Here is a 24626-nt window from a genome sequence, read left to right as displayed (position 1 = left end):
CCCGAGATGACGGTCGCGCCTATCTAAGCGATTGATATCAGCATTGCGACAGGGGTCGCGTCACAAATTTGTTTGCGAATTCCGTTTTCTTGCTCGCTGTGACATTTCGAAACACGCGGCCACCCCCGCATAGACCACCAGCGACGACAGCCAGCCGAGCGTCACGTCGGAAAAGTAGTGGCCCCCGAAGGAAGTCCTCAGCGCCGGCGAGATCAGCGAGATGGCGATCAGCGGCGGGCCGAGCACCGGACGCAGCGGTTTAGGCAGCAAAACGATGAGGCAGGCCAGCCACCCGGCGCCGGCCGCCTCGCCGGAAATGAAGGAACAGTTGCCGACGCAGGCGCCGCCGAAATCGCCGGCCGGCGTGAACACGTCCCTGCCGCCGAAAAAGTCGGTCTCGTAGGGGCGGGGACGGTTGGAGACCTGCTTCAGGATCAGGTTGACCAGCACGTAGGGGCCGATCAGGAAGGAAATCAGGGCAATGGAATAATTCCGCGTCTTGCGCGGGCTGTAGGTCGTGCCATGGTGCTGCAGGTTGGCGATCAGCCGGTAGATGATCCAGATCGCGACCAGCGCCGGCAGGTAGAAGAGAATGCGCCGGATCAGTATGAAGAGCGTTTCGGCGCCATAGGGGAAACTGCCGCAGACGCGGCCATGTTCGATAGCCTCGCCGCAGGCGGCTTGTTCGAAGAAGGCGCGCGCCACCGCAAGATCGATCTGCGGCACCAGATAGAAGACCGCCAGCAGCACCCACCAGAGCGCCATCAGCACGATGAACAATCCCCTCGGCGTGGCAAGGAATCGCCGCATGGCGGCCAGCCATTCGGGGACGGTTTGGGAGGGCGAGGTCATGCGAACTTATCCATTGGTCGTCGGGCGGCGCGACCCTAGAGCAAGACGCGCCGGATTTGAACAGGGCCGGCGACCGATAGAAGGGCAGCGGACCGATAGAAGGGAATGCCCGCTCCCGAAATCGGGCTTTTTGACGCGTCGGAGAGCGAACCGGCCTGCGGGCTGAGACGGTAGCGACATCTCGCCCTTGCGCTCGCGGCCGAAACGGCGATGATCGCCGCTTTCTTTCGAAAGCCTCCTGGAGTCGCAATGTCCGTGAAATTCGATATCTCCTTCGCCAAGTCCGCCAAGATCGACGGCGGCCTTGCCATCCAGCTTAAGCTTGCCGGCGAAGGGCCAGCGGCGGGTGCCGCCGATGCCGATCCTGCCGGCATCGTGAGCCGAGCGGCCGAGATCGCGAAGTTTTCCGGCAAGCCGATGTCGACGCTGGACCTCATTGCGCCGCAGGGGTCGCCGGCTGATCGGTTGGTCGTATTGGGTCTCGGCAAGGCCGAGACGCTGACCGCCTACGACTGGCTGAAGGCGGGCGGCGTCGCGGCTTCGACGGTCAAGTCGATGACCAAGGTTGCAATCTTCGCCGACGCGCCGGGCATTGCCGTCGGTGCTGCCGAACTGGCCGGGTTCGCGCTCGGCATGCTGCTGCGCGCCTACAGCTTCGACACCTACAAGACCAAGAAGGGCGAAGACGACGACAAGGCGCCGAAGACCGTCAAAGTGACGATCGTCACCGCCGCGCATGCCGCCGCCAAGAAGGCCTTTTCCGATTCCGAAGCGATCGCGGGCGGCGTGCTTCTTGCCCGCGAACTCGTCAACCTGCCGCCGAACGTGCTCGGGCCGGTCGAATTCGCCGACAAGGCCAAGGAACTGGAGAAGCTCGGCGTCGAGGTGGAAATCCTCACCGAGAAGGAGATGAAGAAGCTCGGCATGGGTGCGCTGCTCGGCGTGGCGCAAGGTTCGGTCCGCCCGCCGCGGCTCGCCGTCATGCAATGGAAGGGCGGCAAGCCGAAGGAGGCGCCGGTCGCCTTCATCGGCAAGGGCGTCGTTTTCGATACCGGCGGCATTTCCATCAAGCCGGGTGCCGGCATGGAAGACATGAAGGGCGACATGGGCGGCGCCGCAGCGGTGATCGGCCTCATGCATACGCTTGGCGCCCGCAAGGCCAAGGTCAACGCGATCGGCATTCTAGGCCTCGTCGAGAACATGCCTGACGGCAACGCCCAGCGGCCGGGCGATATCGTCACCACCATGTCGGGCCAGACGATCGAGATCATCAATACCGATGCGGAAGGCCGGCTGGTGCTTGCCGATGCGCTTCACTATTGCAACGACCGTTTTAAACCGAGGTTCATGATCAATCTCGCCACCCTCACCGGCGCAATCCTGGTGGCACTTGGAAACCTGCAGGCGGGCCTCTTCTCCAACGACGACACGCTGGCCAGCCAGTTGACCGGTGTCGGCGATGTGACCGGGGAGCGCCTGTGGCGCATGCCGCTCGGCAAGGAATACGACAAACTCATCGATTCGAAATTCGCAGACATGAAGAATACCGGCGGGCGCAACGCAGGGTCGATTACCGCGGCGCAACTCTTGAAGCGCTTCGTCGGCGAAACGCCCTGGGCACATCTCGACATCGCCGGCACCGCGATGAATTCACCGTCGAGCGAGATCAACCAGTCCTGGGGATCCGGCTACGGCGTCCGGCTGCTGGACGAACTCGTGCGGGCGCATTACGAGGTGGGTTGAGAACCCATATTTGTCGGTTCAACGAAAATTTGGGTTCTCGACCGTAATGACTGAAGTCCTGTTCTATCATCTGACCGAATCGAAGCTCGAGGATGCGCTGCCGGCGCTTCTCGAAAAGAGCGTCGAGCGCGGCTGGAAGGTGGCGGTGCAGACGAGCGGCGATGTGCGGCGGGATTTTCTCGACGCGCATCTCTGGACATTTCGCGAGGACAGTTTTCTGCCGCATGGCACCGACGCCTCGCCGATGGCCGAGGCGCAGCCGGTGCTTCTGACATCCGCTGCCGAAAACGGCAACGGCGCGACGGTCCGCTTTCTGGTGGATGGTGCCGAGCCGCCGCCGATCGCAGACTACGACCGTATCGTCTTCATGTTCGACGGCTACGATGCCGTCCAGCTCGACAATGCCCGCGCCCAGTGGAAAAAGTTGAAGGGCGAGGGGCATGCGCTGACCTATTGGCAGCAATCGGAAGAGGGGCGCTGGGTCAAGAAGGCCTGACCCGAAGTCCTCGGGCGGATGCCTCTCAGTCGAAGAGCGAAGCCAGCATCATCGATGAGTTGCTGTGGCGCAGCCTGACCACCTTGTAGCCTTCCGCCTGCAACTGCGTCAGCAGCGCCGGCAGCATGGCGGCGGTGCGGGCATGGATGTCGTGCAGCAGGATGATACCCTTGCCGTTTGCCCTCAGCGAATTCATCGTCCGGGTCGCGACGGCGGCGGGAGAGACGCCGAAATAATCCTTGGAGTCGATCTGCACGTCCAGCACGACCATGCCGTTCGAGGCCACCCATTGGCGCAGGCGCCTGGTATCTGCAAGGTAGGGGAAGCGGAAGAAGCCGGCATCCTCGTGGGTGACGCTGATCACCGCATCGCGCCCCTTTTCGATCTCGGCAATGGCCGCATCGAAGGAAAGGTGCTGCAGATCGGCATGGCGATAGGTATGGCTGCCAATCGCGTGCCCGGCATCGACGACCTTGCGGGCGATTTCCGGATGGGCCTTGGCCATCTGCCCGACCATCAGGAAAGTCGCCTTGACGTTGTATTCGTCGAGGATGGAGAGGATCTTCTCCGTCTTCTTCGGCATCGGACCATCGTCGAAAGTCAGAATGACCTCCTTGTTGGCGAGCTTGATGTCGGAAAGCGACGAGACGGTGAGGGTGCGGCCGGAAAGGCTGCCCGGATTGTTGAAACGCCCCCAGGCGACCGGCGTCAGCGCCACCGGCGAATCCGCTTCGGCCTTCCTGACCGGGCTGGTCGAGGAAATCGCCTTGGCGGGCGCAAACGAGGTGGCAAGCGAGCCGCTCTCGGTTTGGCTGCGACCGGCGCAGGAAGAAAGAAGGCACGCGGCGGCAGCGGCGACGCAAAGGACGCGGACAAACATGGGAGCGACTCGGCTAAAAAGTGACTAAGGAGTTGAAGTGAAGTCACATTCGCCGATTATGGTTAACGACTGGTTAGCTGTCTACGAACGCAGATCCCGAAAGCCGATCGTCTTCATGACCAGCCGATGTTGTTTGCGGAGCAGGGTGAAGGCTGGTGCTCAATACGACCATGGCTTCATAGATAACGCCGGGCCTAATTACCGCTGCGATGCAGCGTCGATCTGCCGAAGGAGATCGTCGCCAATTCCGCATCGAGAATGATCTTAGCGACAGCCAAGCTCTCGGTGAACATCATTCTCTCCCCGCTTGTCGTCCAGGCGGCCTTTCGTTCAAGGGAGGAAGGGGCGAAGTCACCCCGCCATCGCCTCTTCGTATTCCGACGACAGCATCAGCCATTCCTCTTCGGCGGCCGAGAGTTTGGCGGCGGCTTCGCCGCGTTCCTTTGCCTTCTGGGCCGCCTTGGCGGGAGCTTTTTCGTAGAGCGCGGGATCCGCAAGCTCTTTATCAAGAACCTTGATCAGTTTCTCGAGCTTGGCTGTCACGGCCTCGATTTCGTTGATCTTTTTCTTGAGCGGCGCGAGCGAGGCGCGTTTTTCAGCATTCGCCTTGCGCTGGTCCGCCTTCGAGGACAGATCTTCGGTCAGTTCAATTTTTTCTTCTTTTTTTTTACCGGAGCTGACGATCAGGTTGCGGTATTCCTCCATGTCGCCTTCGAAATTCGACACGGTGCCGTTGTTGACCAGCCACAGGCGGTCGACGGTGGCCTCGATCAGATGGCGGTCGTGGCTGATCAGGATGACGGCGCCTTCGTAGTCGTTGAGCGCCTCGATCAGCGCCCGGCGGCTGTCGATGTCGAGATGGTTGGTCGGTTCGTCGAGGATCAGCAGGTTCGGCGCATGGAAGGCGGCAAGGCCCATCAGCAGGCGCGCCTTTTCGCCGCCGGACAGGTCTTTGGCGGCCGTCGCCATCTTTTCCGTCGCAAGCCCCATCTGGGCCACGCGGGCGCGGACCTTGGCCTCGGGCGCATCCGGCATCAGCCGGCGCACATGGGCAACTGGCGAATCCGCCGGCACGAGGTCGTCGAGCTGATGCTGGGCGAAGAAGCCGATCTTCAGGTTCGGCGCCAGGCGAATATCGCCGCTTTCCGCCTTGAGGCGGCTGGCGATGAACTTGGCGAAGGTGGATTTGCCGTTGCCGTTCGAGCCGAGCAGGGCGATGCGGTCGTCATTGTCGATCCGCAGCGTGATGTTCTTGAGGATCGGCTTGCCGGGTTCATAGCCGACGGCGCCGTTCTGGATCGCAACGATCGGCGAGGCGGGCTGTTTTTCCGGCTCGGGAAAGGTGATCGGCTGCACGTGGTCCTCGATCACCGCGGCGACCGTACCCATGCGCTCCAGCGCCTTGACGCGGCTCTGCGCCTGCCGGGCCTTGGTGGCCTTGGCCTTGAAGCGGTCGATGAAGCTTTGCAGGTGCTTGCGGGCGGCTTCGTTCTTGGCCTTCGCCTTGGTCTGCAGTTCGTCGGCCTCAGCCTTCTGCCGCTCGAACTGATCGTAGCCGCCGCGGTAGAAGGTCAGTTTCTTCTGGTCGAGATGCACGATGGCGTTGACCGCGTTGTTGAGGAGGTCGCGGTCATGGCTGATGATGATGACCGTGTGCGGATAACGCCGGATATAGTCTTCCAGCCATAACGTGCCTTCGAGATCGAGATAGTTGGTCGGTTCGTCGAGCAGCAGCAGGTCGGGCTCCGCAAACAGGACGGAGGCAAGTGCCACCCGCATCCGCCAGCCGCCCGAAAACGACGAGGCGGGACGGGACTGGGCTTCCTGGGAGAAACCGAGACCGGCGAGAATGCTGGCGGCGCGCGCCTCTGCCGAATGCGCGTCGATGTCGACGAGCCGCATCTGGATGTCGGCGATGCGGTGCGGATCGGTGGCGGTTTCCGCTTCAGCCAGAAGTGCAGCGCGCTCCTTGTCGGCGGAAAGCACGATTTCGATCAGCGAATCCTCGGTGCCCGGCGCTTCCTGCGCCACCTGGCCAAGCCGGGCGCTCTTTGGATAGGAGACCGAACCGGTCTCCGAGCCCAGCTCACCGGTGATGACCTTGAACAGCGTGGATTTGCCGGCGCCGTTGCGGCCGACGAGCCCGGCCTTGGTGCCCGCCGGAAGCGTCACGCTGGCGTTGTCGAGAAGGAGACGTCCGGCAACGCGGGCGGAAAGTTCGGTAATCGTGATCATGGCGGGGGTTTTGGCCGAAACCCTGTTTGTTGGCAAGGGCACCGATGGACCGGTATTTCGCTGTGCCGAGGGAAACAGAAGAGAATTGCACGCTCTGGTAGATCGTCGAGGCGGCGCCGCCGCCGGTCGCGATGATGCGACCGAACTTCGATCGGGAGAGCGAATGTCATGAGAGTAACGAGATTGACTTGGTCGATGCTGCTGTCGGCATCCGCGCTGATGATGCCACTCAGCGCCGGGGCGGTGGAGTTTACCTGCTGGAGCCCTGGCGGTGCCCTGTTGGCGAGCGCCGCCGGCGGCTACTGGACTGCGGAACGGATCGCCAACGCGATTCCGTTCGGGGAGACGATTGGCCGGGGCGAGGGTGGTCTCTCCGAACAACGTCGCGGCCTCAAGGATACCGAGGCGGAGCGAGCGCCGATCAATGACGCGCCCTATAAGTTCGGAGGCAAGCTGCTGTTTACGCTCGGCGGCGCGGATTACACGGCCAGCGCTCAGTTTGTCGCGGATGATCGGATCGTCATGAGTGCCGCCCATGCCGCCTGGGGCAACGGCAACCAGGCCACCAATATCCGCTTTTATCAAGGCTATGCGGGCGGTGGCGGAACTCTCTACCAAATCGACCGGGTGGCGGTGCTGTTGCGCTGGACCGAGGTGTCCGGGAACCCACCGAGCATGGCGCGGTCGCAGTTCGACTATTCGGTGATGCGCACCACCGCGGCATCCGCGGTCGGCAAATATGAACTCGGCATTGACGGCGCCCATGTCGATGACAATGTGACGATCACCGGCTACCCTGGGCGGCTTGATGGCGGCGAATACATGTATCGGGAAACGGCCCGCATCACCGTGCAGGCCGGCACCGCCTATGACGCCGGCCCACATCCCATGTATGGCGGCGGCGCAAGCGGCGGGGCGTGGTTCGTGACCGCCAACAACGTCCACAAGGCGGTCAGCGTCGTCTCCAGCGGCGCGCCGGACGGCGTCTACGGGCCGAGTTTCACCCAGGATACCGCCGATCTGATCGCCATCGTCAAGAACGGTTGCCCATGAATAGCAGCATACGGGCCGGCGGTCTCGCCGCATCGGCCTGGCGTCCGCAGAGGCATCCGCGCTGTTCAGGCGGCAGGGTCTGAATGGCGCGAGATGATCTGCAGCGATCTCTTGTTGAAAATGACGATGCGGTGCTGCCGCACGCCGATCAGCTGCTCGCTCTTCCAGGCCTGGAGCTGCGCATTGATGCGTGGCCGGCTGGCATTGATGAGCTGGCCCATGCGGCTCTGGGAGATCGATTTTTCGATGAGGATGCCGTCGCTGGTCGACCGTCCGTGCGAGGCGCCGAGATTGAGCAGGAGACGCGCAAGGCGAGTCTCCAGCGGGTAAAGCGCCATCCCTTCCGCGAACATAATGGTGCGGTGGAGCTTCCGGGCGATCGTCCGCATCAGATACGAAGACACCTGCGGGATCGCCGAGAGTTCGTTGAAGGTTTTTCGGTCGATTTCGAGCAGCCGCGTCGTTCCGCAGATCGCTGCGTTCGAGGAATGCCGGTAGTTGAGAGCGAACTCGATCTCGCCGACTGCGTCCCCCGGTTGAAGGTCGGAGAAAATCACCTCATTGCCTTCCTCGGATATAAAATAAAGATAGATGCCTCCGGATAGTATAATATAAAGTGTATCGCAAGGATCGCCGCTCAGAAACAGGGTCTGTTGATCTTTGTATACATTTATATTTGTCTTTTTTGCAAACGTAGAAATAACGGCGTCATCCGCGGCGCTAAATAACTCCATCTTTCTTATTTCGTCCGAAATCGTCGGATTCTTCATCGTTTTCATCTGCTCGTGACCACCCTGAAGTCGGAAACATGGCTGCCGTGTGTAGGGGCGATATTTAGCAAAAATGCAAATCAGGGTTGTTACCTGTGTGACATATTTTCAGATTTAAATATCCTAGGTTGTGCTTGTGCAAATGATGCTCCGCGGAAGCCGGTGCCGTGAGCACAGATGCCGTCACCGCATGGTGTGGTGGCGGCAACCCAAATGAGGAGATGTATTATGACCATTTATATGGGGCAGAAGGCGATCAAAGCCTTCAGCGCACAGGCAGCGGCGGCGGGCCAGCCCTACAGCCTCACGGTTCTCAACGAAAACGCGAAATGGCAGCAGTTTGCCCTGTTCCAGACGATCCCACAGGTTATCGGGCCGTCGGTCGACCCCCTGTCGCTGGCATGGATGGTCGGCGGCGCCGCCGCCGGTACCCCCGACCAGCCGAGCACGTCTTCCTTCAACTGGACGATCGATTATTCCGTGACGGTTGGCTACATTCAGCAGCAGGGTACGCCCGGCTCGCCGCGTTCCTTCCAGACAGCGAGCTCGGTCGGCGTCATGATCGACAACCAGAATCAGGTGCCGGTGACCTATCAGGGGCCGTTCCCCTATGGCGCTCCCGGTTTTCCGGCGGGGCCGTCCGACGCGACCAAAGGCCTCATCCTCGCCAAGGCCGACGACACCATTCCGACCGTCCTGGTGCAGGCCAGCAAGAACGTCTATCTGAATGTCGGCATCGCCATGGCCACCAAGCCGACGATCGCGGTCCAGCTCGAACCCAGCCTCTTGTACCAGTTCACCCCGAAGCCGAAATATTACATCCTCGCCGGCTCTTTCGTCCAGGGACAGGTGATCGACACCGCCACGTCTTCGGCGGCCTACGAGGTGAGCTTTGCCGGTGTCACGGATGTCTCCGTTCGGTTCACGCAGAAGAACCAGTTCGTGCCGGCATAATTCCGCCGGCCTGCTGGTAGGACAAGAGGGCGGCCGTCGGACGTATTGCTATCAGTCGCCGATCTTCGTTCGCAAAACAGAAAGGCCGTGGGAAACCGCGGCCTTTCTGTTTTGGAAACCCTACCCCTCGGAGGATGATCGTTTAGGCGCTCCGCCGTGAAGCGCGACGATCATTCGCGGATTGGCCTTGGCCGTTTCAAGCGCCGTCCCGGCCTGCAAGCGCAGTTCTTGCGGTGAAAAGGCGTCTGCGGTCAGCGCCGCACCGACCGAAAGACCGATCCCGCTCGTACCATCGGAGGCGGCGAAGACGAGATTGTCGGTGATCGAGGCGATCAGCCGTTCGGCGATCGGCTGCACGCTGTCGCGGCCGACGTCGCGGAAGACGAAAGCGAAATCGCCCTTGCCGATACGCGCCAGGAAATCGTTTTTCTTGATCGCCTTGCGGAAGATCGAGGCGGCCTTCTTGACGATCCGGTTGACGGTGGGATCGCCGTAGGTACGGGCGAAATGCGGCAGGTCGGTGATCGTCACCAGGAACAGCGCGGTATCGCGGCTGTCGGCATCGACGCCGTAGAGGGCCTCCAGCCGTTCGGCAAGCGCCGCATGATTCGGCAGCGAGGTCAGCCGGTCGCGCAGGGTCACCGAGCGGGCAACCGACGCTTCGCGTTCGGCCTTGACGAGACGATCGGCACCGGAGCGAAGAATGGCTTCCAGTTCGGTTTCGGCGACCACGGCATCGGAGAGCGAAACGCTTAAGTATTCGATTTCGGCCAGAATATCCTCAGGTCCCGCGGTGCTGTCCTGGCGCAAGCTGCGGGCGACGGTTTCCAGCACCCGGCTGAAACCCTTTTTCTGGGCAACGCCGCTTGCCATCTTGTCCCGGAGTTCCAGCAGCAGCTTTATTTCCTGATCGCGACCTCTGACCGGCATGAGTGCCACGAAGGCCGGAAGCTGATGACGCAGCCCCATCTCGTCGAGCACCGTCTGCGAAGGACCGGCCGTGAGCGCCAGCACTTCGCGCGACAGGGCGGGGTCGCCGCCCAGGAGCGCCTCGTGGAAGAGTTCGTAATTGCGCGGCAGGCCGCTCACGTCCAGCTTCGCCATCAGCTGGACGACAGCCTGCAGGCTGCGATCCTGTGCCATTCTGCTCACTTCGCCGGCCATCTCTCGTCTCCACAGGTGTTCTATAGTGCGACAAGGAATGTGGGACCGGCTTTAACATTTGCTGAAAAGGGCCGGATCGTCGGGAGTTACGGTTAAGGGACCGTCGAAACGGTCGATCGAATGCGATCCATGAAATTTCCTGATTGGATTCAAAAGGCAATTTGCTTTCAATATCGCCAGCCGAATGTCTAGATCAGGAGCCTGCCGTGACCCGTATTCTCTATTCGCTCTGCGGCGCCGACGAGAGCCGCCCGTTTTCACCGCATTGCTGGAAAGTCGTACAGGCGCTTGCTCACAAGGGCCTCGATTTCATCGAGAAGCCGACGCCGTTTACCGAGATACCCAGCCTCGAAGGCGGGTTTTCGAAGACGGTACCGATCCTGAGGGACGGCAACGAACTGATCCGCGACAGTTTCGAGATCGCGCTCTATCTGGAAGAGGCCTACCCGGACCGGCCGACGCTGTTCGGCGGCCCGGCCGGCAAGGCGCTTGCCCGGTTCGTCGAGGGTTTTTCCCAGATGGTGGTGCATACGGCGATCACCAAGATCGCGGTCAAGAATATTCATGACATGCTCGGGGAGACCGACCAGGTCTATTTCCGCGCCAGCCGCGAGGCCCGGCTCGGCAGGACGCTGGAGGAGATGGAAGCGAGCCGCCAGGCCGAGATCGACGGTTTCGCGCCAAAACTGGAGCCGATCCGCCACACCCTGAAATATCACGACTTCATCGGCGGCGACGGCCCGCTTTTTGTCGACTATATCCTGTTCGGGGCGCTGCAATGGATGCGCGTCACCGCCGGCGCCAAGGTGTTTTCCGATGACGACCCGGTCGGGTTGTGGTTCGAACGCTGCCTCGACCTGCATAATGGCGTCGGGCGCAGTGTGACAGCGGCGTGAAATTGCCCGAACCCCCTTGTTTCCAGTGAAAGGGGCGGGTAAAGACCGCCCACTTTCCCCCTTAACCACGGGGCCACAGGAAACGAAGGATAGAACGATGGCGATTGAACGCACGTTTTCGATGATCAAGCCGGATGCCACCAAGCGCAACCTCACGGGCGCCATCACCAAGGTGTTTGAAGACAATGGCCTGCGCGTCATCGCTTCCAAGCGCGTCTGGATGAGCAGGCGCGAAGCGGAAGGCTTCTACGCCGTTCACAAGGAACGTCCGTTCTTCGGCGAACTGGTCGAAGGCATGACCTCCGGCCCGACCATCGTTCAGGTTCTGGAAGGCGAAAACGCCATCCTGAAGAACCGCGAGATCATGGGCGCCACCAACCCGGCCAACGCTGACGAAGGCACCATCCGCAAGACCTTCGCGCTGTCGATCGGCGAGAACTCGGTTCACGGTTCCGACGCTCCGGAAACCGCTGCGCAGGAAATCGCCTACTGGTTCTCCGAAACCGAGATCGTCGGCTGATCTAAGCCCGTCTCGACGGACGATTTTGATGAAACCGGGGCTTTGGCCCCGGTTTTTTCGTTCAGGGATATTCGGCTTCCGTCTGTCACCTCACGCCGGGCAGTCGTCGGGCTGGGCGTAGTCGAGCGTCCCGTCCGGCTTGAAGACATCGGGGTTCCGCTCATAACCGGCTCCGAGCACCAGCGGCTTGCTGGGAAGCACCGACTGGTCGACGTCCGAGACGAGCTGGGTCTTCAATTCCTGCAATGTCCGGCCGCCCGCATCCACCAGCCGGATATCCACGGAATAGGGTTTGTCCTTGCGCACGCAGCGGACATTGGGGCTCTGCAGGGTGATCTTGTTCCATGCGGGGAAGATCTGTTCGTTGATGACGATCGGATCGCCGCCGGCGGGGTCGTCGAATTTGGCGATTGCCACGGTTCCGTCCGGGATCGGCCCGGTCTTGTTGAGCGTCACGAGATAGGTGGCGCTGGCGACCCGGTAATTGAACACGAAGATATGCCCGCTCACCTCCACTAGCTTTTCGGTTTCCCGCTGGCATGCGGAAAGGGCAAGGGCTGCAAGGCTGAGAACCATAAACCGGCGCATCATGACGCGGCCTCCTTCTTCCTGCGATGATAATGGCGGCTGGCTTTGACCCGGTTGCCGCACACCGCCATGTCGCACCAGGTACGGCTGCGGTTGCGGCTTCGGTCGAGGAACAGCCAGCCGCAACTGCCGCAGATCTTCATCCGCGAAATCTCTTCGTCGGCAAGCAGCCTGAGCGCCGAATGGGCGGTCGCCGCCTCCAGCGAATTCCTCTCCGCACGGCGAAGGATCGCCGCCGTCGCTTCGAGGAAATCGGCAAGCAATGTCGGCCCATCGTCGCCGAGAACCCGGGCGCGAAAATAGCGGTCGATCGCTTCGCGTAGCGTGAGAAACGGCGTGTGGTTCTCAGCTCGGACGGGCGCAAGATCGCCGAACAGCGTCCGTTCGGCCGAGAACTTTTCGGCGGCTTCCGGAAAGGCGTGCATCTGCTGCGGTTCCGCAAACCGGTCGATGCTGCGTGTCGGATCGAAGCGCAGGATGACGCTGTTGGCAACATCCAGCGCCAGCGCGCCGCCGGCAAAACGATGCGGGGTCCAGGAAAAGCTCATGCGATATTATAACTGGTAAAATACAGTTGACCAGTTATATTCGTTATCGCTATCGGAGTGCCCATGGCCTATCTCTTGCAGCAACTGGCGAACGCGGTTCCGCTGGCGGCGCTCTATGCGACGCTCGCCTTCGGGTATGCGATCGCCTTTGCCGTGACGAAGCGGGCCGACATCACCTATGGCGCGATCTTCGCCTTTTCCGGCCATCTCTACCTGCTCTTCGCCCATTTCAGCTGGAACCGGTTGTGGCTGATCCTGCCGGCCGCATTGGGGCTCGGTGCTGCGGCCGGGATCGCCGGCGGCATAGGGGCAGGGGTAGCGATCGGGCAATTCGTCATGCGCCCGCTTGCAAAAATCTCACCGAATGCCGTGATCGTCGCCTCGCTCGGCGTGCTGATGGTGCTGATGGAGAGCGCTCGCATCGCCGCCGACACCCGCGAACTCTGGCTGCCGCCCTTCCTCAACGACGCGGTCGTCTTCTGGCACGCAGACGGCTTTCCGGTGACGCTGACGCTGATCCAACTCGCCAACGTTGCCATCATGCTGGCGGCCATCGGCGCGGGCTATCTGATCTTGACGCGCACCCATTGGGGCCGCATGTGGCGAGCAGTCTCGGACGATCCGCTGGCGGCGGAGCTCTCCGGCACCAATTCCGCGCGGGTCTTCGTCGTGGCCTACGCGGCGGCAGCGTTTTATGCCTCGATCTGCGGCGTGCTCGCGACCTCACACTACGGCACGATGGATTTTGGCGCCGGCTTGCTGTTCGGCCTGAAAGTGGTGTTGATCGCTGCGGCCGGCGGCCATTCAAACCCGCTGCGTGCCGCCGCCGGCGCCGCTGTCATAGGTTTTGCCGAAACGCTCTGGAGCGGCTACGGCCCGATCGTCTGGCGCGACCTGGTGATCGTCGCCATGCTGGTCCTGGTTTTGGTGATGAGCCGGCGGGAGCGGGTGGTGCCTTAGATCACCGCCACTTGTCGCGCGCAGTGTCGTCCGCGTCCTTGGCGGCGATCCAGTCGCCTTGACTGCCGTCGGCGGCGTGTTCCTTCTTCCAGAACGGGGCCGAGGTCTTCAAAAAATCCATGACGAAATTGGCGCCGTCGAAGGCGGCCTGCCGGTGTGGTGCGGCGGCGATGACCAGCACGATGTTTTCGCCGGGCATGATCTTGCCGAAACGGTGGATGGCGGTGAGACCGAGCAGCGAAAAGCGATCGATCGCCAGTTCGCCGATGCGAAACATCTCCGCTTCCGCCATGCCTGGATAGTGTTCGAGTTCGAGTGCCGACAATGCACCCTGTTCGTCGCGGCAGAGGCCGGTGAAGGTGACGACGGCGCCCACGTTCTTGCGGCCGGCGGTCAATGCCGAGATTTCGGCTTGCAGGTCGAAGTCGGTCGACTGGACGCGAATGGTGGGAGCGGTCATGGGCAACCCCTTCCTCTCCGCGCTGGGGAGAAGTGGGATGTTCCGCAACTGGCGCCGGCCCCAGTCATTGTCACCCGCCCGTCATCGGTGGAAAAATGCCGATCTCCCGCGCGCCGGCGATCGGTTCGTCGTGTTCGGCATGTTCCTGGTTGATGGCCACCCGGATGACGTCAGGGAACTGCAGGGCGTTTTCATATTCCTCGCCGAGCGTCGTCAGATGGGTGAGCAAATCACGAACGGTGACGACGCTTGCCGGCAGGTCGAGGTCTTCCTCTTGCCTGCCGATCCGTTCGCGCACCCAGGCGAAATAGACGAGTTTGACGGTCATTCTTCGTCCACCAGATGTTTGACGCCGGCCTTGAAATAATCATAGCCGGTATAGAAGGTCAGGAACGCGGCGATCCACAGAAGCGCGATGCCCATCTGGGTCGTGTAGGGCACGATCTTGTCGCCGGCAGGCCCTGCCAGCAGGAAGGCGATCGCCACCATCTGGATCGTCGTTTTCCACTTGGCGATGCGCGTCACCGGCACGGAGACCTTCAGAGCGGCAAGATATTCGCGCAGGCCCGAGACGAGGATTTCGCGGCAGAGAATGGTGATTGCCGCCCAGAGCGACCATCCCGCGATCGTCTGGTCGGCGGCGAGCAGCAGCAGCACCGCAGCGACCAGCAGCTTGTCGGCGATCGGGTCGAGCATGCGGCCGATATTCGACGTTTGGTTCCAGATGCGGGCGAGGTACCCGTCGAGATAGTCGGTGATCGAGGCGACGGCAAACAGAACCAGCGCCGTCCAGCGCGCCACATCGGAGCTTTCAAGCTGCCCCTCGATGAAGAAGCAGCCGACGATGATCGGCACGGCCACGATGCGCGCATAGGTCAGAAGATTGGGGATATTGTATGCGCGCGACGCCATGGGGAGCCTTCCGGATGTTTGCTCCTAGTTGATGTGTTGAGGCCAAGGCGTCAACAGGGTTTCGCGGCTTTTTTGCAGCCGATGGCGTCATGCCGATTTAGCCAGCCCGGTTCTCGTGGAAATGGTTGTAGATCTGTTTGGCGACAGCCTCGGAAATGCCCTCGACCGCCATGAGGTCGGTCAGACCCGCGCGCGACACCGCCTTCGCCGTGCCGAAGTGCTGCAAAAGCTTGCGCTTGCGGCCGGGTCCGATCCCTGAAATCTCGTCGAGCGGGTTCTTGACCATCTCCTTCTTGCGCCTTGCCCGGTGCGAGCCGATCGCAAACCGATGCGCTTCGTCCCGCATGCGCTGGATGAAATAGAGGACCGGATCGCGCGGCGGCAGCGAGAAATCGGATCGGCCGTCGGCGAAGAACCGCTCGCGGCCGGCGTCCCGGTCGACGCCCTTGGCGACGCCGATCGCGGTCACCACGTCGCGGATGCCGAGTTCGTCGAGAATGGCACGTACCGCGCTCATCTGCCCCTGGCCGCCGTCGATGAGGATCACGTCCGGCCAGGCGGGGAAGGCGGCATCGGCCGCATCCTCGGCGCTGGCGCCAGCAACGGCGGTGCGGTCGGGAATGCCCTCTTCCTTGAGGAGGCGCGAGAAGCGGCGGGTCATCACTTCCCGCATCATGCCAAAATCGTCGCCGGGAGTGATGTCGGTCGATTTGATGTTGAACTTGCGGTACTGGCTCTTCACGAAGCCTTCCGGCCCCGCCACGACCATGCCGCCGACGGCATTGGTGCCCATGATATGTGAGTTGTCGTAGATCTCGATGCGGCGCGGCACGGAGGACAGGCCGAAGGTCTCGGCGAGCCCCTGCAGCAGGCGGGCCTGCGACGAGGTTTCGGCAAGCCGGCGGCCATGCGCCTCGCGGGCATTGGCCAGCACGTGGTCGGTCAGGTCCTTCTTCTCGCCGCGCTGGGGCACGGAGATCGTCACCTTATGGCCGGCCTTTTCAGAAAAAGCCTGGGCGAGCAGATCCTGTTCCTCGACGGTTTCCGAGAGCAGGATCTGCTTCGGCACCGGCTTGTCGTCATAGAACTGGGCGAGGAAGGCGTTGAGCACTTCCGGGCCGGAAAGCTGCGGGTCGGCCTTGGGGAAATAGGCGCGGTTGCCCCAGTTCTGGCCGGTCCTGAAGAAGAACACTTGGATGCAGGACATGCCGCCCTCGTTGTAGATGGCGAAGACATCCGCCTCCTCGACGCCGGCCGGGTTGATGCCCTGGTGGCTCTGGACGTGGCTGAGCGCCGCCAGCCGGTCGCGATAGATCGCGGCGCGCTCGAAATCCAGGTCCTCGGAGGCTTCCGTCATCTGGCGGGCGATCGCCGACTTGACGTTCTGGCTCTTGCCGGAAAGGAAATCCTTGGCTTCCTCGACCAGCGCCGCATAACCCTCGTCGCTGATCTCGCGGGTGCAGGGGCCCGAACAGCGCTTGATCTGGAAGAGCAGACAGGGGCGGGTGCGGGTCTCGAAGACGCTGTCGGTGCAGGTGCGCAGCAGGAAGGCGCGCTGCAGCGAATTGATGGTGCGGCCGACGGCGGCCGCCGACGCGAAGGGGCCGAAATAATCGCCTTTGCGCGCCCGCGCGCCGCGATGCTTGAAGATCGCCGGAGCCCGGTGGTCGCCGGTGATCATGATATAGGGAAAGGATTTGTCGTCGCGCAGAAGAACGTTGAAGCGCGGCCGCAGGCGCTTGATGAGATTGGCCTCGAGCAGCAACGCCTCGGTTTCCGTCCGCGTCGTGACGAATTCCATATGGGTGGTTTCGCGCACCATCTTGGCGATGCGGTTGGAATGGACGCGGCCCTGCGCATAATTGCCGACGCGTTTCTTGAGGCTGCGCGCCTTGCCGACGTAAAGCACGTCTTGCGCATCGTTGAACATCCGGTAGACGCCCGGCGCGTTCGGCAGGTGCTTGACGAATTCGGCGATCAGGTCGGCGCCCTTCAGGCCGCTGTCGTTCTTCCAGCCTTCGTTCCAGTCGATCGACGCAGCGGGGCCCTGGGCCGGCTCGGCCACCAGCACGTCGTCGTCGTCTTCTTCCGTCTCGTCGTAGAGAACGCCGCCGTCGGGCAGCTTCGTTCCGTTCATTCCTAGTCTCCGCCGGATGTCGGCATCCGGCCATCACCGATTCGAACCATGCGTCCATGACATGTGCCGACGACGGCAGCTTGTCAAAATATTGCGCTGAAGCGGCCCGATTCCCTGCGCAAAGGCCGCTGCCGGAGAAATAGTGTCTCGGGGCAGATTTTGAAAGCGCTGGCAAAAATTCCGCCCATGCTCTTGACGAAGGCCGAAATGGCCGTTCCCGCGGTGGAATATTTAAGGCAGAAATCCGGCGGCCGACGCCGGCCGTCCGCCTGCGGAGAGGCGAAATACGTCCGTGTTTCTGCTCAAGTTTTGATTTCTACAAGCGGCCGATCCGGTTTTGCTGCGAATACAAGTCGAACTTGGCGAGTGGCGCCCGCGCTGGTTCGCGCTGACAAGTGTATTGACTGAGTTGTGCTTTGGATTTAAGAAGTAATTTATAAATGTAAAAATATTTATATTTAAAGTAAGCATTGCTTAAGGTTAATCAAACGTGTGTTGCGATACAGCAACATCAAATTTTGGCCTTCTGTGTGCCACAATCAATTCACATTTCGGCTCTTTCTATTCCTCAATTGCCCTCCACATTCCGTTTCAGCGGGCAGGGAACAAATGTGTCGCCAACCATGTTGTCGCGGCGAATTCCCGGCGCAGCAGTAAAAGGAGAAAATGTATGCGTACTCTCATCGCAACTCTGATGGCCTCGGCAGTCAGCTTCATCGCCATCTCCGCGGCCAATGCCGCTGATGCCGTCGAACAAATTCCGCAGGCCCCGGTTGCAACCGAAGAGCCGGCCCCGGCTGCCAGCTGGCAGGGTTTCTATCTCGGTGGTTATGGTCAGTATGACTGGGGTCGCTTCGGTAGCGGCGACCGCGACGGCCAGTTCGGCGGCGGTGCTTATACGGGCTATAACTTCCAGAGCGGTTCGATCGTTTACGGTGTCGAAGCAGACGTCGGTTACAACGGCACGAAGAGCACCACGGACGATGGCTTTGAAGGCAAGGCTGGCTGGAACGGCTCGGTTCGTGGCCGCGTCGGCTACGACCTCAACCCCTTCCTGATCTACGGTACGGCCGGCCTCGCTCTGCAGGACAACGAACTGCGTGACGCGACCTCGTCCGACAGCAAGACCGGCGTAGGTTACACGGTCGGTGCCGGTGCCGAAGCCTTCATCACCAACAACGTCACCGCTCGTGTCGAATACCGCTACACGGATTACGGTTCGGACAGCTACTCGCTCGATTCCGGTTCGGTCTCGAAGGGCTTCGACGACCACAGCGTCAAGGTCGGTATCGGCGTGAAGTTCTAAGTTCAATAGCCTTAACAGGCTGGGGAAAGCCCGGGCTTCGGTCCGGGCTTTTTTTGTTTTTAGGCTGCCGATTTCATCGCGGTATAGGAAGCGAAGCGCTTGGTGAAGACGTCCGGCCAGGAGGCAAGTTCCGGCCGGCCCGCGGCCCATTGCCCGTTGAAGCGCAGATCGAGGTAACCGATCAACGCAGCCAGCGCGAAATGGCCGCCATGCAGTTTCTTGCCGGTTTTCGGCAGGTTATTCTCGAGGTGATCGAGCCCCCGCACGACCTTGCCCCACTGTTTGTCGATCCATGGCTGGTGGACCTTGTCCTCGTCGCGCGAGCGGCGCTCGTAGACGATTGCCAGAAGGCAATCCGTGATGCCGTCGCAGAGCGCTTCCAGCACTTCCGCCTCGGTGCGCTTGGCGTCCTTCTTCGGATAGAGCTTGCCGCCCGACTGGCGATCGAGCCAATGCATGATCGCGATGCTGTCGTAGATCGGCGGCTCGCCTTCACGAAGCAGGACAGGGATCTTGCCGAGCGGGTTGTTGCTCACCAGTTCTGGCGGAGCCGCGTTGGTGTCGGTCTTCACCTCGGTGATCCCGATGCCGAGATGGCGCGCCGCCATGCGCACCTTGGCGGAATAGGGCGAGGCCGGGGAATAAAGCAGCTTCATGATCTTTCCTTCTCGACGAACTTCAGCGCGCCGTCATTTCGCGGGCGGCAGGGTGATCTGGCTGACCTTGCAGCTGTCGCGGTCGACCTCAGCGCAATCACGGAATTGCAGATCCTTGGTGAAACAGATGCGCACCTCTTCCAGCTGACGGCCCTCGCAGCTCGTCGAGATGCCGCGGTGGCTCATGCCCGGATTGGCGGCAACGAATTTCTCTTCGATCTGGTCGGCCGACAGCGTCATGGCCGAGTCGCCGCGGGACAGATCGGCGGGCAGTTTGATCCGCGAAAAGGCCTCACGGACCTTTTCGAAATAATCAGCCTGGCTGAGCCCGGTGCAGCTTCCGTGCTTGCGCCACTGATGTCCGATCAGGCCCATCGACGGCATGATGTCGAAGAGCGGTTTGCCGAGCGACTGCGGCACACGGCCCGGCTCCTTCGTCTCGCAGAAATCCGGATAGCCCTTTTCGTATTGCGGCCACAGCCCGTGGACGATGAAACGGAAATCCTTGTCCGTGCTGCATTGCTGGTCGTTTTTGCCGCCGCTCTGCGAAGCGCAGAAGGTTGGCGACCAGGAAAGCGACAGGACGTAGAAATCGAACTGTCCCGCGTGATCCTGCCGATTGTCCGATCGGCGCTCCTGGGCGGAGGCGGTGGATGCGAAAAGCGCGAGAAAAAGGAAAGCGATAAAACGGTTGGTCATCGGCCGGCCCCCTGCAATGCGCGGCACCATGGGCGGGAAGCCACGCCTGGTCAAGACTCCGAATCGAGGTCGTTGTCGACGGTCTCGCCGGTCAGCCAGAAGGCTCGCTGCGAGGCGAACCGATCCTGCGCCAGGATGGTTTTCAACGTCGGCAGAAGCGTGTGCAACTCCTCCTTCAGCGTGAAGGGCGGGTTGACGATGATGAGGCCGGAGCCGGACAACCCGGTCGTCTCGCGGTCGCTTTGAACGGTCAACTCGGCGCACAGCATTTTCGGGATGTCCAGCGCCTTCAGCTCATCGTGAAAGGCCCTGAGCGGCGCGCCCTTCTTGATCGGATACCAGAGGCAGAAGGTGCCGCCTTGAAAGCGGCGCCAGCCGATCGACAGGCCTTTCACCAGCCGCCTGTATTCGCCTTCTTCCTCGAAAGGCGGATCGACGAGGACGATTCCGCGCTTTTCCTTCGGCGGCAGATGGGCGCCGAGCGCCAGCCAGCCGTCGAGTTCGGTGGCGCGCACCTGGAAATCGCCTTCGAAAAGGTTGTGCAGGCGATTGAAGTCTTCCGGATGCAGTTCCATTGCCGACAACCGGTCCTGAGGGCGGAACAGCATGCGGGCAAGTTTCGGCGAGCCGGGATAAAGTTTCAGCGCGCCGGTCGGGTTCAGTTCCCTGACCGCCGTCAGATAGGGCTCCAGCAGGTCCGCGACCTTTGCCGGCAGGTCCGCTTCCATCAGCCGGCCGATGCCGTCGCGCCATTCACCGGTCTTCTGCGCCTCATCCGAGGAAAGGTCGTAAAGCCCGATGCCGGCATGGGTATCCAGCAGGCGAAAAGCCTTGTCCTTGTTCTGCGCATAGCGGATCAACCGCGCCAAAACCGCGTGTTTGAGGACATCGGCAAAATTGCCCGCGTGATAGATATGCCGGTAGTTCATCGTTGCTGGTGTCTCGCTTGAATTAAATTGATGCGCTGCAAATCACGCTTTTTGCGGACGTCAGCTTGCAATATAGAAAAGCCATGAACGTTGCGACCCCGATTACCGCGAAAACCCCAATCGCCCCAGAAAAGTCCGGCCACAATTCCGTCGGACACACCGTCTGTCCGCACGACTGTCCGTCGGCCTGCGCACTGGACATAGATCTCACCGCCGACGGCCGAATCGGCCGCGTGCGCGGGGCTGCCGACAACAGCTATACGGCCGGCGTCATCTGCGCCAAGGTCGCCCGCTATTCCGAGCGGCTCTACCATCCCGGCCGGCTGATGCACCCGAAGCGCCGCTTGGGCGCCAAGGGCGAGGGGAACTGGCAGGAGCTGTCCTGGGAGGCCGCACTCGACGAGATCGCTAACGCCTTCGTCAAGGCGGAGGCGAGATACGGATCGGAAGCGATCTGGCCCTATTTTTATGCCGGCACGATGGGCCAGGTGCAGCGCGATTCGATCGAGCGCCTGCGGCATGCGAAAAAATACTCCGGCTTCTTCGGCACGATCTGCACCAACATGGCCTGGACCGGTTACGTGATGGGAACCGGCGCTCTGCGCGGTCCCGATCCGCGTGAGATGGCAAAGTCCGATTGCGTGGTGATCTGGGGCACCAACGCCGTCTCCACGCAGGTCAACGTCATGACCCACGCGGTGAAGGCCCGCAAGGAGCGCGGCGCCAAGATCGTCGTCATCGACATCTACGACAACCCGACGATGAAACAGGCCGATATGGCGCTGACCGTGCGCCCCGGCACCGACGCAGCACTCGCCTGCGCCGTCATGCACGTCGCCTTTCGCGACGGATATGCCGACCGCGCCTACATGGCGCGATATGCCGACGACCCGGCCGGCCTCGAAGCGCATCTGAAGGCGAAGACGCCGGAATGGGCCTCCGCCATCACCGGCCTGTCGGTCGAAGAGATCGAGACCTTCGCCCGCCTTGTCGGCACGACCCAGAAAACCTTCTTCCGGCTGGGCTACGGGTTTGCCCGGCAGAGGAACGGCACGGTCGCCATGCATGCGGCACTGTCGATCGCGACCGTGCTCGGCTGCTGGCAGTACGAGGGCGGCGGCGCTTTTCACAACAACGGCGAGATCTTTAGGCTCAACAAGTCCGAGCTGATGGGCACGGCCTATGCCGATCCCGATATCCGCCAGCTCGACCAGTCGCAGATCGGCCGGGTGCTAACCGGCGACGCGGAAGCGCTGCGTGACCGTGGGCCGGTGACGGCCATGCTGATCCAGAACACCAATCCGATGAACGTCGCCCCAGAACAGCGCCTCGTCCGCCAGGGCTTCTTGCGCGACGACTTGTTCGTCGCGGTGCACGAGCAGTTCATGACCGATACGGCTGAGGTCGCCGATATCGTCCTGCCAGCCACCATGTTCGTCGAGCATGACGATCTTTACCGCGCCGGTGGCCAGCAGCATATCCTGCTCGGGCCAAAGCTGGTCGAGCCGCCGTCGACGGTGCGCACCAACCTCTTCGTCATCGAGGAACTGGCCAAGCGCCTCGGCGTCGATCATTTTCCTGGTTTCGGCCTCGACGAACGCCAGCATATCGACCGCATTCTGAAGGCCAGCCACTGGGGCGCCTACGAGGATCTGGCGCGGACCAAATGGATCGATGCGCAGCCGGATTTCGAAACCGCCCATTACATCAAGGGGTTTGGTTATCCGGACGGAAAATTCCGCTTCAGGCCGGACTGGGCGAACGGCCCGTCGCCGGACAAGCCGCCGAAAAATGTCGGGCCGCTGGGACCGATCGGCGAACTGCCGGTCTTCCCCGACCAGGTCGATGTCATCGAAGTGGCGGACGAGGCGCATCCCTTCCGGCTGGCGACGTCCCCGGCTCGCAGCTTCCTCAACTCCTCCTTCACCGAGACCAAGAGCTCGTACGAGCGGGAAGGGCGGCCGGAAGTGATGATCGAGCCGACCGATGCGGAGCGCCTCGGCATCGTCGACGGCGATATCGTCCGGCTCGGCAACACCCGCGGCGAAATCCGCCTACATGCAAGGCTGGTGGCTGGCGCGAGGCCGGGCGTGCTGATCGCCGAGGGGCTGTGGCCGAACCGCAAACACCTCGACGGCGAGGGTATCAACGTGCTGACCGGCGCCGACGCCGTGGCGCCCTATGGCGGGGCGGCCTTCCACGACAACAAGGTATGGCTTCGCAAGGACGCAGCATGACCGGGCAGAATGATCGGGTGAAGCTCGTCAGCGAGAAGACGTTGTCGGACGGCTGGACGCGGCTTTCGAGCTACGAACTCGACTATGCCGATCGCAGCGGCGAGACGCACCGCCTGCATCGCGAAATCTACCATAAGTCCGAGGCCGCCTGCATCCTTCTCTACGATGCGAAGCGCGACATGGTCGTGCTGGTGAAGCAGTTCCGATTGCCCGCCTATCTGACCGGCAAGCCGGCATGGATGGTCGAAGTGCCGGCCGGGCTGCTCGACGAGGACCACCCGGAAGAGGCGATCCGGCGCGAAGCGATGGAGGAAACCGGCTACCGCCTGCGGGATGTGCGGTTTGTCTTCAAGGCATTCATGTCGCCAGGCGCGATCACCGAACTCGTGCATTTCTTCCATGCGCCGATCGATCTTTCCGACCGGGTGAACGGTGGCGGCGGGCTTGCCGAGGAGCACGAGGATATCGAGGTTCTCGAACTGCCGCTCGACGAGGCGTTTGCGATGATCGCCAACGGCGACATCATCGATGCGAAGACGATCATGATGCTGCAATGGGCGGTGATAAACCGGGCATCGTTCGCCGCCTGATGTAGGCGGTGTCGCGGTAGAGGCTTGAAACGTCGATAAACCCGGTCGCCTGTTGTTTCAGTCGCCGCGTGATTGTGATTTGACCTTGAGCCGCCCGGATTTCACATGAATGTCACGAATGGCGGCTAAGCGCTGCCTCTTGATAATCATCCTTATATGGTCAGGAGAAAGCCATGTGGCTCGGCAATTTCACCCTCGTTCTGCCGAACGAGGTAGTGAATTCAGGTTCTGTGCGGATTGAAGATGGCGTGATCGCTGAAATCCGCGCCGAACCGGTCGCGGGCGCGGTGATCGACGGTGGCGGGCGCCTGCTGATGCCGGGCTTCGTCGATCTGCATGGCGACATGATCGAGCGCGAGATCGCGCCGCGGCCGAACGCCCAGATGCCGATCGACTTCGGCATCCACGAGCTGGACAAGAAACTCGCTGCCGCCGGTGTCACCACGGCCTACGCAGCCGTTTCCTTCGCCACCGAAAGCGTCTACGGCCATGTCCGCTCGCTGGAAACGACCTCGGCCATCATCGAGGGCATCAACCGCCTGGGCGACAACCTGCTGATCGACCACCGCGTTCACGCCCGCTACGAGATCACCAATGTCGGCGCGGCGCCGGCTCTGGAACGGCTGCTGAAGGCCGATGAAATTGACATGGTATCGCTCACCGACCATACGCCGGGCCAGGGCCAGTACAACAACATCGCCGCCTATGTCGCCAGCATTTCCGAACGCCGGGCGATTTCCGAGGAAATGGCCGCCGAGATTGTGCAAAAGCGCATTGCCATGCGCAACGATCCGCAGATCGAGGTGAAGCTGAAGGAAATCGTTTCGCTCTCCTTGCAACACGGCCTGTCGCTCGCTTCCCATGACGACGACAGCATCGAGAAGGTGGCCGAGATGTTCGATCTCGGCGTCACGATCAGCGAGTTCCCGGTGACGCTGCCGGCCGCCGAAGAGGCCCGCCGCCGCGGGCTTTGGACGCTGATGGGCGCCCCGAATGCGCTGCGTGGCAAGTCCATGTCAGGCAATCTGAGCGCGCTCGACG

At 61.8% G+C, this 24626-nt stretch carries 25 protein-coding genes; 11 read left to right on the top strand and 14 right to left on the bottom strand.

Going from position 1 to position 24626, the window contains the following annotated elements; all coding sequences use genetic code 11:
• Positions 1–60: 60 nt before the first annotated feature.
• Positions 61–852 carry a phosphatase PAP2 family protein gene (locus MOV61_RS10520; protein ID WP_038541710.1) on the bottom strand — a complete coding sequence of 264 codons (792 nt, stop codon included), beginning with the start codon at positions 850–852 and terminating at the stop codon, positions 61–63.
• A 249-nt stretch (positions 853–1101) separates the two neighbouring features.
• Here MOV61_RS10520 and MOV61_RS10515 point away from each other — a divergent pair, with 249 nt between their 5' ends.
• A complete protein-coding gene (locus MOV61_RS10515) occupies positions 1102–2595 on the top strand; it encodes a leucyl aminopeptidase (protein WP_247136535.1) in 1494 nt (497 codons plus the stop codon).
• A 46-nt stretch (positions 2596–2641) separates the two neighbouring features.
• Positions 2642–3091, top strand: a complete 450-nt coding sequence (locus tag MOV61_RS10510) for a DNA polymerase III subunit chi (protein WP_038541713.1) — start codon at positions 2642–2644, stop codon at positions 3089–3091.
• A gap of 25 nt (positions 3092–3116) precedes the next feature.
• Here the strand turns inward: MOV61_RS10510 and MOV61_RS10505 are convergent, their stop codons facing one another.
• On the bottom strand, positions 3117–3971 hold the full coding sequence (locus MOV61_RS10505) for a polysaccharide deacetylase family protein (protein WP_038541717.1): 855 nt from the start codon (positions 3969–3971) through the stop codon (positions 3117–3119).
• Between the two features lie 351 nt (positions 3972–4322).
• A complete protein-coding gene (locus tag MOV61_RS10500; RefSeq protein ID WP_038541720.1) occupies positions 4323–6206 on the bottom strand; it encodes an ATP-binding cassette domain-containing protein in 1884 nt (627 codons plus the stop codon).
• 168 nt (positions 6207–6374) lie between these two features.
• On the opposite strand from MOV61_RS10500, the gene MOV61_RS10495 reads away from it, so the two are divergent.
• On the top strand, positions 6375–7259 hold the full coding sequence (locus tag MOV61_RS10495; RefSeq protein WP_247136534.1) for a hypothetical protein: 885 nt from the start codon (positions 6375–6377) through the stop codon (positions 7257–7259).
• Positions 7260–7324: 65 nt separating this feature from the next.
• Here MOV61_RS10495 and MOV61_RS10490 read toward each other — a convergent pair whose 3' ends face one another.
• Positions 7325–8038: a Crp/Fnr family transcriptional regulator gene (locus tag MOV61_RS10490; protein ID WP_247136533.1), complete on the bottom strand. Its 714-nt coding sequence runs from the start codon at positions 8036–8038 to the stop codon at positions 7325–7327.
• Positions 8039–8257: 219 nt separating this feature from the next.
• On the opposite strand from MOV61_RS10490, the gene MOV61_RS10485 reads away from it, so the two are divergent.
• Positions 8258–8983 (top strand): hypothetical protein, encoded by a 726-nt coding sequence (locus MOV61_RS10485; RefSeq protein ID WP_247032018.1) that lies wholly within the window; start codon positions 8258–8260, stop codon positions 8981–8983.
• Positions 8984–9103: 120 nt separating this feature from the next.
• Here MOV61_RS10485 and MOV61_RS10480 read toward each other — a convergent pair whose 3' ends face one another.
• Complete coding sequence (locus MOV61_RS10480) at positions 9104–10147, bottom strand: diguanylate cyclase (RefSeq protein ID WP_247032020.1); 1044 nt, start codon at positions 10145–10147, stop codon at positions 9104–9106.
• A gap of 206 nt (positions 10148–10353) precedes the next feature.
• Between MOV61_RS10480 and MOV61_RS10475 the strand changes: the two genes are divergently transcribed.
• Positions 10354–11043: a glutathione S-transferase family protein gene (locus MOV61_RS10475; protein WP_247032022.1), complete on the top strand. Its 690-nt coding sequence runs from the start codon at positions 10354–10356 to the stop codon at positions 11041–11043.
• A 97-nt stretch (positions 11044–11140) separates the two neighbouring features.
• Entirely contained in the window at positions 11141–11563 is a 423-nt protein-coding gene (gene ndk, locus MOV61_RS10470; protein ID WP_247136532.1) for a nucleoside-diphosphate kinase, read from the top strand.
• 90 nt (positions 11564–11653) lie between these two features.
• Here ndk and MOV61_RS10465 read toward each other — a convergent pair whose 3' ends face one another.
• Positions 11654–12154, bottom strand: coding sequence for a hypothetical protein (locus MOV61_RS10465; RefSeq protein ID WP_247136531.1), 501 nt, complete (start codon positions 12152–12154; stop codon positions 11654–11656).
• Entirely contained in the window at positions 12151–12699 is a 549-nt protein-coding gene (locus tag MOV61_RS10460) for a CGNR zinc finger domain-containing protein (protein WP_247136530.1), read from the bottom strand. Before MOV61_RS10460 ends, MOV61_RS10465 begins: the two co-directional genes overlap by 4 nt.
• A gap of 63 nt (positions 12700–12762) precedes the next feature.
• Between MOV61_RS10460 and MOV61_RS10455 the strand changes: the two genes are divergently transcribed.
• Positions 12763–13659, top strand: coding sequence for a branched-chain amino acid ABC transporter permease (locus tag MOV61_RS10455; protein WP_247136529.1), 897 nt, complete (start codon positions 12763–12765; stop codon positions 13657–13659).
• Position 13660: 1 nt separating this feature from the next.
• Here MOV61_RS10455 and MOV61_RS10450 read toward each other — a convergent pair whose 3' ends face one another.
• From MOV61_RS10450 to uvrC, 4 genes are all read right to left on the bottom strand, one after another.
• Positions 13661–14119: a molybdenum cofactor biosynthesis protein MoaE gene (locus tag MOV61_RS10450; protein ID WP_247032030.1), complete on the bottom strand. Its 459-nt coding sequence runs from the start codon at positions 14117–14119 to the stop codon at positions 13661–13663.
• 70 nt (positions 14120–14189) lie between these two features.
• Positions 14190–14447, bottom strand: coding sequence for a molybdopterin converting factor subunit 1 (gene moaD / locus MOV61_RS10445; RefSeq protein ID WP_247032032.1), 258 nt, complete (start codon positions 14445–14447; stop codon positions 14190–14192).
• On the bottom strand, positions 14444–15031 hold the full coding sequence (gene pgsA / locus MOV61_RS10440) for a CDP-diacylglycerol--glycerol-3-phosphate 3-phosphatidyltransferase (protein ID WP_038541747.1): 588 nt from the start codon (positions 15029–15031) through the stop codon (positions 14444–14446). Before pgsA ends, moaD begins: the two co-directional genes overlap by 4 nt.
• Positions 15032–15128: 97 nt before the next feature.
• On the bottom strand, positions 15129–17168 hold the full coding sequence (gene uvrC, locus MOV61_RS10435) for an excinuclease ABC subunit UvrC (RefSeq protein WP_247136528.1): 2040 nt from the start codon (positions 17166–17168) through the stop codon (positions 15129–15131).
• Positions 17169–17838: 670 nt separating this feature from the next.
• Here uvrC and MOV61_RS10430 point away from each other — a divergent pair.
• Positions 17839–18474 (top strand): outer membrane protein, encoded by a 636-nt coding sequence (locus MOV61_RS10430; RefSeq protein ID WP_247136527.1) that lies wholly within the window; start codon positions 17839–17841, stop codon positions 18472–18474.
• A gap of 59 nt (positions 18475–18533) precedes the next feature.
• Here MOV61_RS10430 and MOV61_RS10425 read toward each other — a convergent pair whose 3' ends face one another.
• Genes MOV61_RS10425 through MOV61_RS10415 form a run of 3 tightly spaced genes read right to left on the bottom strand, consistent with a single transcriptional unit; the run spans position 18534 to position 20758 of the window.
• Positions 18534–19130, bottom strand: a complete 597-nt coding sequence (locus MOV61_RS10425; RefSeq protein WP_247136526.1) for a glutathione S-transferase — start codon at positions 19128–19130, stop codon at positions 18534–18536.
• Between the two features lie 33 nt (positions 19131–19163).
• Complete coding sequence (locus tag MOV61_RS10420) at positions 19164–19829, bottom strand: ribonuclease T2 family protein (RefSeq protein ID WP_247136525.1); 666 nt, start codon at positions 19827–19829, stop codon at positions 19164–19166.
• Positions 19830–19879: 50 nt separating this feature from the next.
• Positions 19880–20758: a 23S rRNA (adenine(2030)-N(6))-methyltransferase RlmJ gene (locus MOV61_RS10415; protein WP_247136524.1), complete on the bottom strand. Its 879-nt coding sequence runs from the start codon at positions 20756–20758 to the stop codon at positions 19880–19882.
• A gap of 83 nt (positions 20759–20841) precedes the next feature.
• On the opposite strand from MOV61_RS10415, the gene MOV61_RS10410 reads away from it, so the two are divergent.
• The 3 genes from MOV61_RS10410 to MOV61_RS10400 form a co-directional block, all read left to right on the top strand.
• Positions 20842–22995, top strand: coding sequence for a molybdopterin-dependent oxidoreductase (locus MOV61_RS10410; protein WP_247136523.1), 2154 nt, complete (start codon positions 20842–20844; stop codon positions 22993–22995).
• Positions 22992–23585 (top strand): NUDIX domain-containing protein, encoded by a 594-nt coding sequence (locus MOV61_RS10405; protein ID WP_247136522.1) that lies wholly within the window; start codon positions 22992–22994, stop codon positions 23583–23585. The genes MOV61_RS10410 and MOV61_RS10405 overlap by 4 nt, the downstream gene beginning before the upstream one ends.
• 173 nt (positions 23586–23758) lie before the next feature.
• Positions 23759–24626 (top strand): alpha-D-ribose 1-methylphosphonate 5-triphosphate diphosphatase (locus tag MOV61_RS10400; RefSeq protein WP_247136521.1); only part of this gene is annotated, 868 nt, incomplete at its 3' end.

This window comes from Neorhizobium sp. BETTINA12A (assembly GCF_023006485.1).
Lineage (GTDB): Bacteria > Pseudomonadota > Alphaproteobacteria > Rhizobiales > Rhizobiaceae > Neorhizobium.
This window is presented reverse-complemented; position numbering and strand designations above follow the sequence as displayed.

Excerpts from the sequence above, each read along its gene's own strand:
- MOV61_RS10520 (WP_038541710.1), bottom strand. The coding sequence starts at position 852 with ATGACCTCGCCCTCCCAAACCGTCCCCGAATGGCTGGCCGCCATGCGG.
- MOV61_RS10515 (WP_247136535.1), top strand. The coding sequence starts at position 1,102 with ATGTCCGTGAAATTCGATATCTCCTTCGCCAAGTCCGCCAAGATCGAC.
- MOV61_RS10510 (WP_038541713.1), top strand. The coding sequence starts at position 2,642 with ATGACTGAAGTCCTGTTCTATCATCTGACCGAATCGAAGCTCGAGGAT.
- MOV61_RS10505 (WP_038541717.1), bottom strand. The coding sequence starts at position 3,971 with ATGTTTGTCCGCGTCCTTTGCGTCGCCGCTGCCGCCGCGTGCCTTCTT.
- MOV61_RS10500 (WP_038541720.1), bottom strand. The coding sequence starts at position 6,206 with ATGATCACGATTACCGAACTTTCCGCCCGCGTTGCCGGACGTCTCCTT.
- MOV61_RS10495 (WP_247136534.1), top strand. The coding sequence starts at position 6,375 with ATGAGAGTAACGAGATTGACTTGGTCGATGCTGCTGTCGGCATCCGCG.
- MOV61_RS10490 (WP_247136533.1), bottom strand. The coding sequence starts at position 8,038 with ATGAAAACGATGAAGAATCCGACGATTTCGGACGAAATAAGAAAGATG.
- MOV61_RS10485 (WP_247032018.1), top strand. The coding sequence starts at position 8,258 with ATGACCATTTATATGGGGCAGAAGGCGATCAAAGCCTTCAGCGCACAG.
- MOV61_RS10480 (WP_247032020.1), bottom strand. The coding sequence starts at position 10,147 with ATGGCCGGCGAAGTGAGCAGAATGGCACAGGATCGCAGCCTGCAGGCT.
- ndk (WP_247136532.1), top strand. The coding sequence starts at position 11,141 with ATGGCGATTGAACGCACGTTTTCGATGATCAAGCCGGATGCCACCAAG.
- MOV61_RS10465 (WP_247136531.1), bottom strand. The coding sequence starts at position 12,154 with ATGATGCGCCGGTTTATGGTTCTCAGCCTTGCAGCCCTTGCCCTTTCC.
- MOV61_RS10460 (WP_247136530.1), bottom strand. The coding sequence starts at position 12,699 with ATGAGCTTTTCCTGGACCCCGCATCGTTTTGCCGGCGGCGCGCTGGCG.
- MOV61_RS10455 (WP_247136529.1), top strand. The coding sequence starts at position 12,763 with ATGGCCTATCTCTTGCAGCAACTGGCGAACGCGGTTCCGCTGGCGGCG.
- MOV61_RS10450 (WP_247032030.1), bottom strand. The coding sequence starts at position 14,119 with ATGACCGCTCCCACCATTCGCGTCCAGTCGACCGACTTCGACCTGCAA.
- moaD (WP_247032032.1), bottom strand. The coding sequence starts at position 14,447 with ATGACCGTCAAACTCGTCTATTTCGCCTGGGTGCGCGAACGGATCGGC.
- pgsA (WP_038541747.1), bottom strand. The coding sequence starts at position 15,031 with ATGGCGTCGCGCGCATACAATATCCCCAATCTTCTGACCTATGCGCGC.
- uvrC (WP_247136528.1), bottom strand. The coding sequence starts at position 17,168 with ATGAACGGAACGAAGCTGCCCGACGGCGGCGTTCTCTACGACGAGACG.
- MOV61_RS10430 (WP_247136527.1), top strand. The coding sequence starts at position 17,839 with ATGCGTACTCTCATCGCAACTCTGATGGCCTCGGCAGTCAGCTTCATC.
- MOV61_RS10425 (WP_247136526.1), bottom strand. The coding sequence starts at position 19,130 with ATGAAGCTGCTTTATTCCCCGGCCTCGCCCTATTCCGCCAAGGTGCGC.
- MOV61_RS10420 (WP_247136525.1), bottom strand. The coding sequence starts at position 19,829 with ATGACCAACCGTTTTATCGCTTTCCTTTTTCTCGCGCTTTTCGCATCC.
- MOV61_RS10415 (WP_247136524.1), bottom strand. The coding sequence starts at position 20,758 with ATGAACTACCGGCATATCTATCACGCGGGCAATTTTGCCGATGTCCTC.
- MOV61_RS10410 (WP_247136523.1), top strand. The coding sequence starts at position 20,842 with ATGAACGTTGCGACCCCGATTACCGCGAAAACCCCAATCGCCCCAGAA.
- MOV61_RS10405 (WP_247136522.1), top strand. The coding sequence starts at position 22,992 with ATGACCGGGCAGAATGATCGGGTGAAGCTCGTCAGCGAGAAGACGTTG.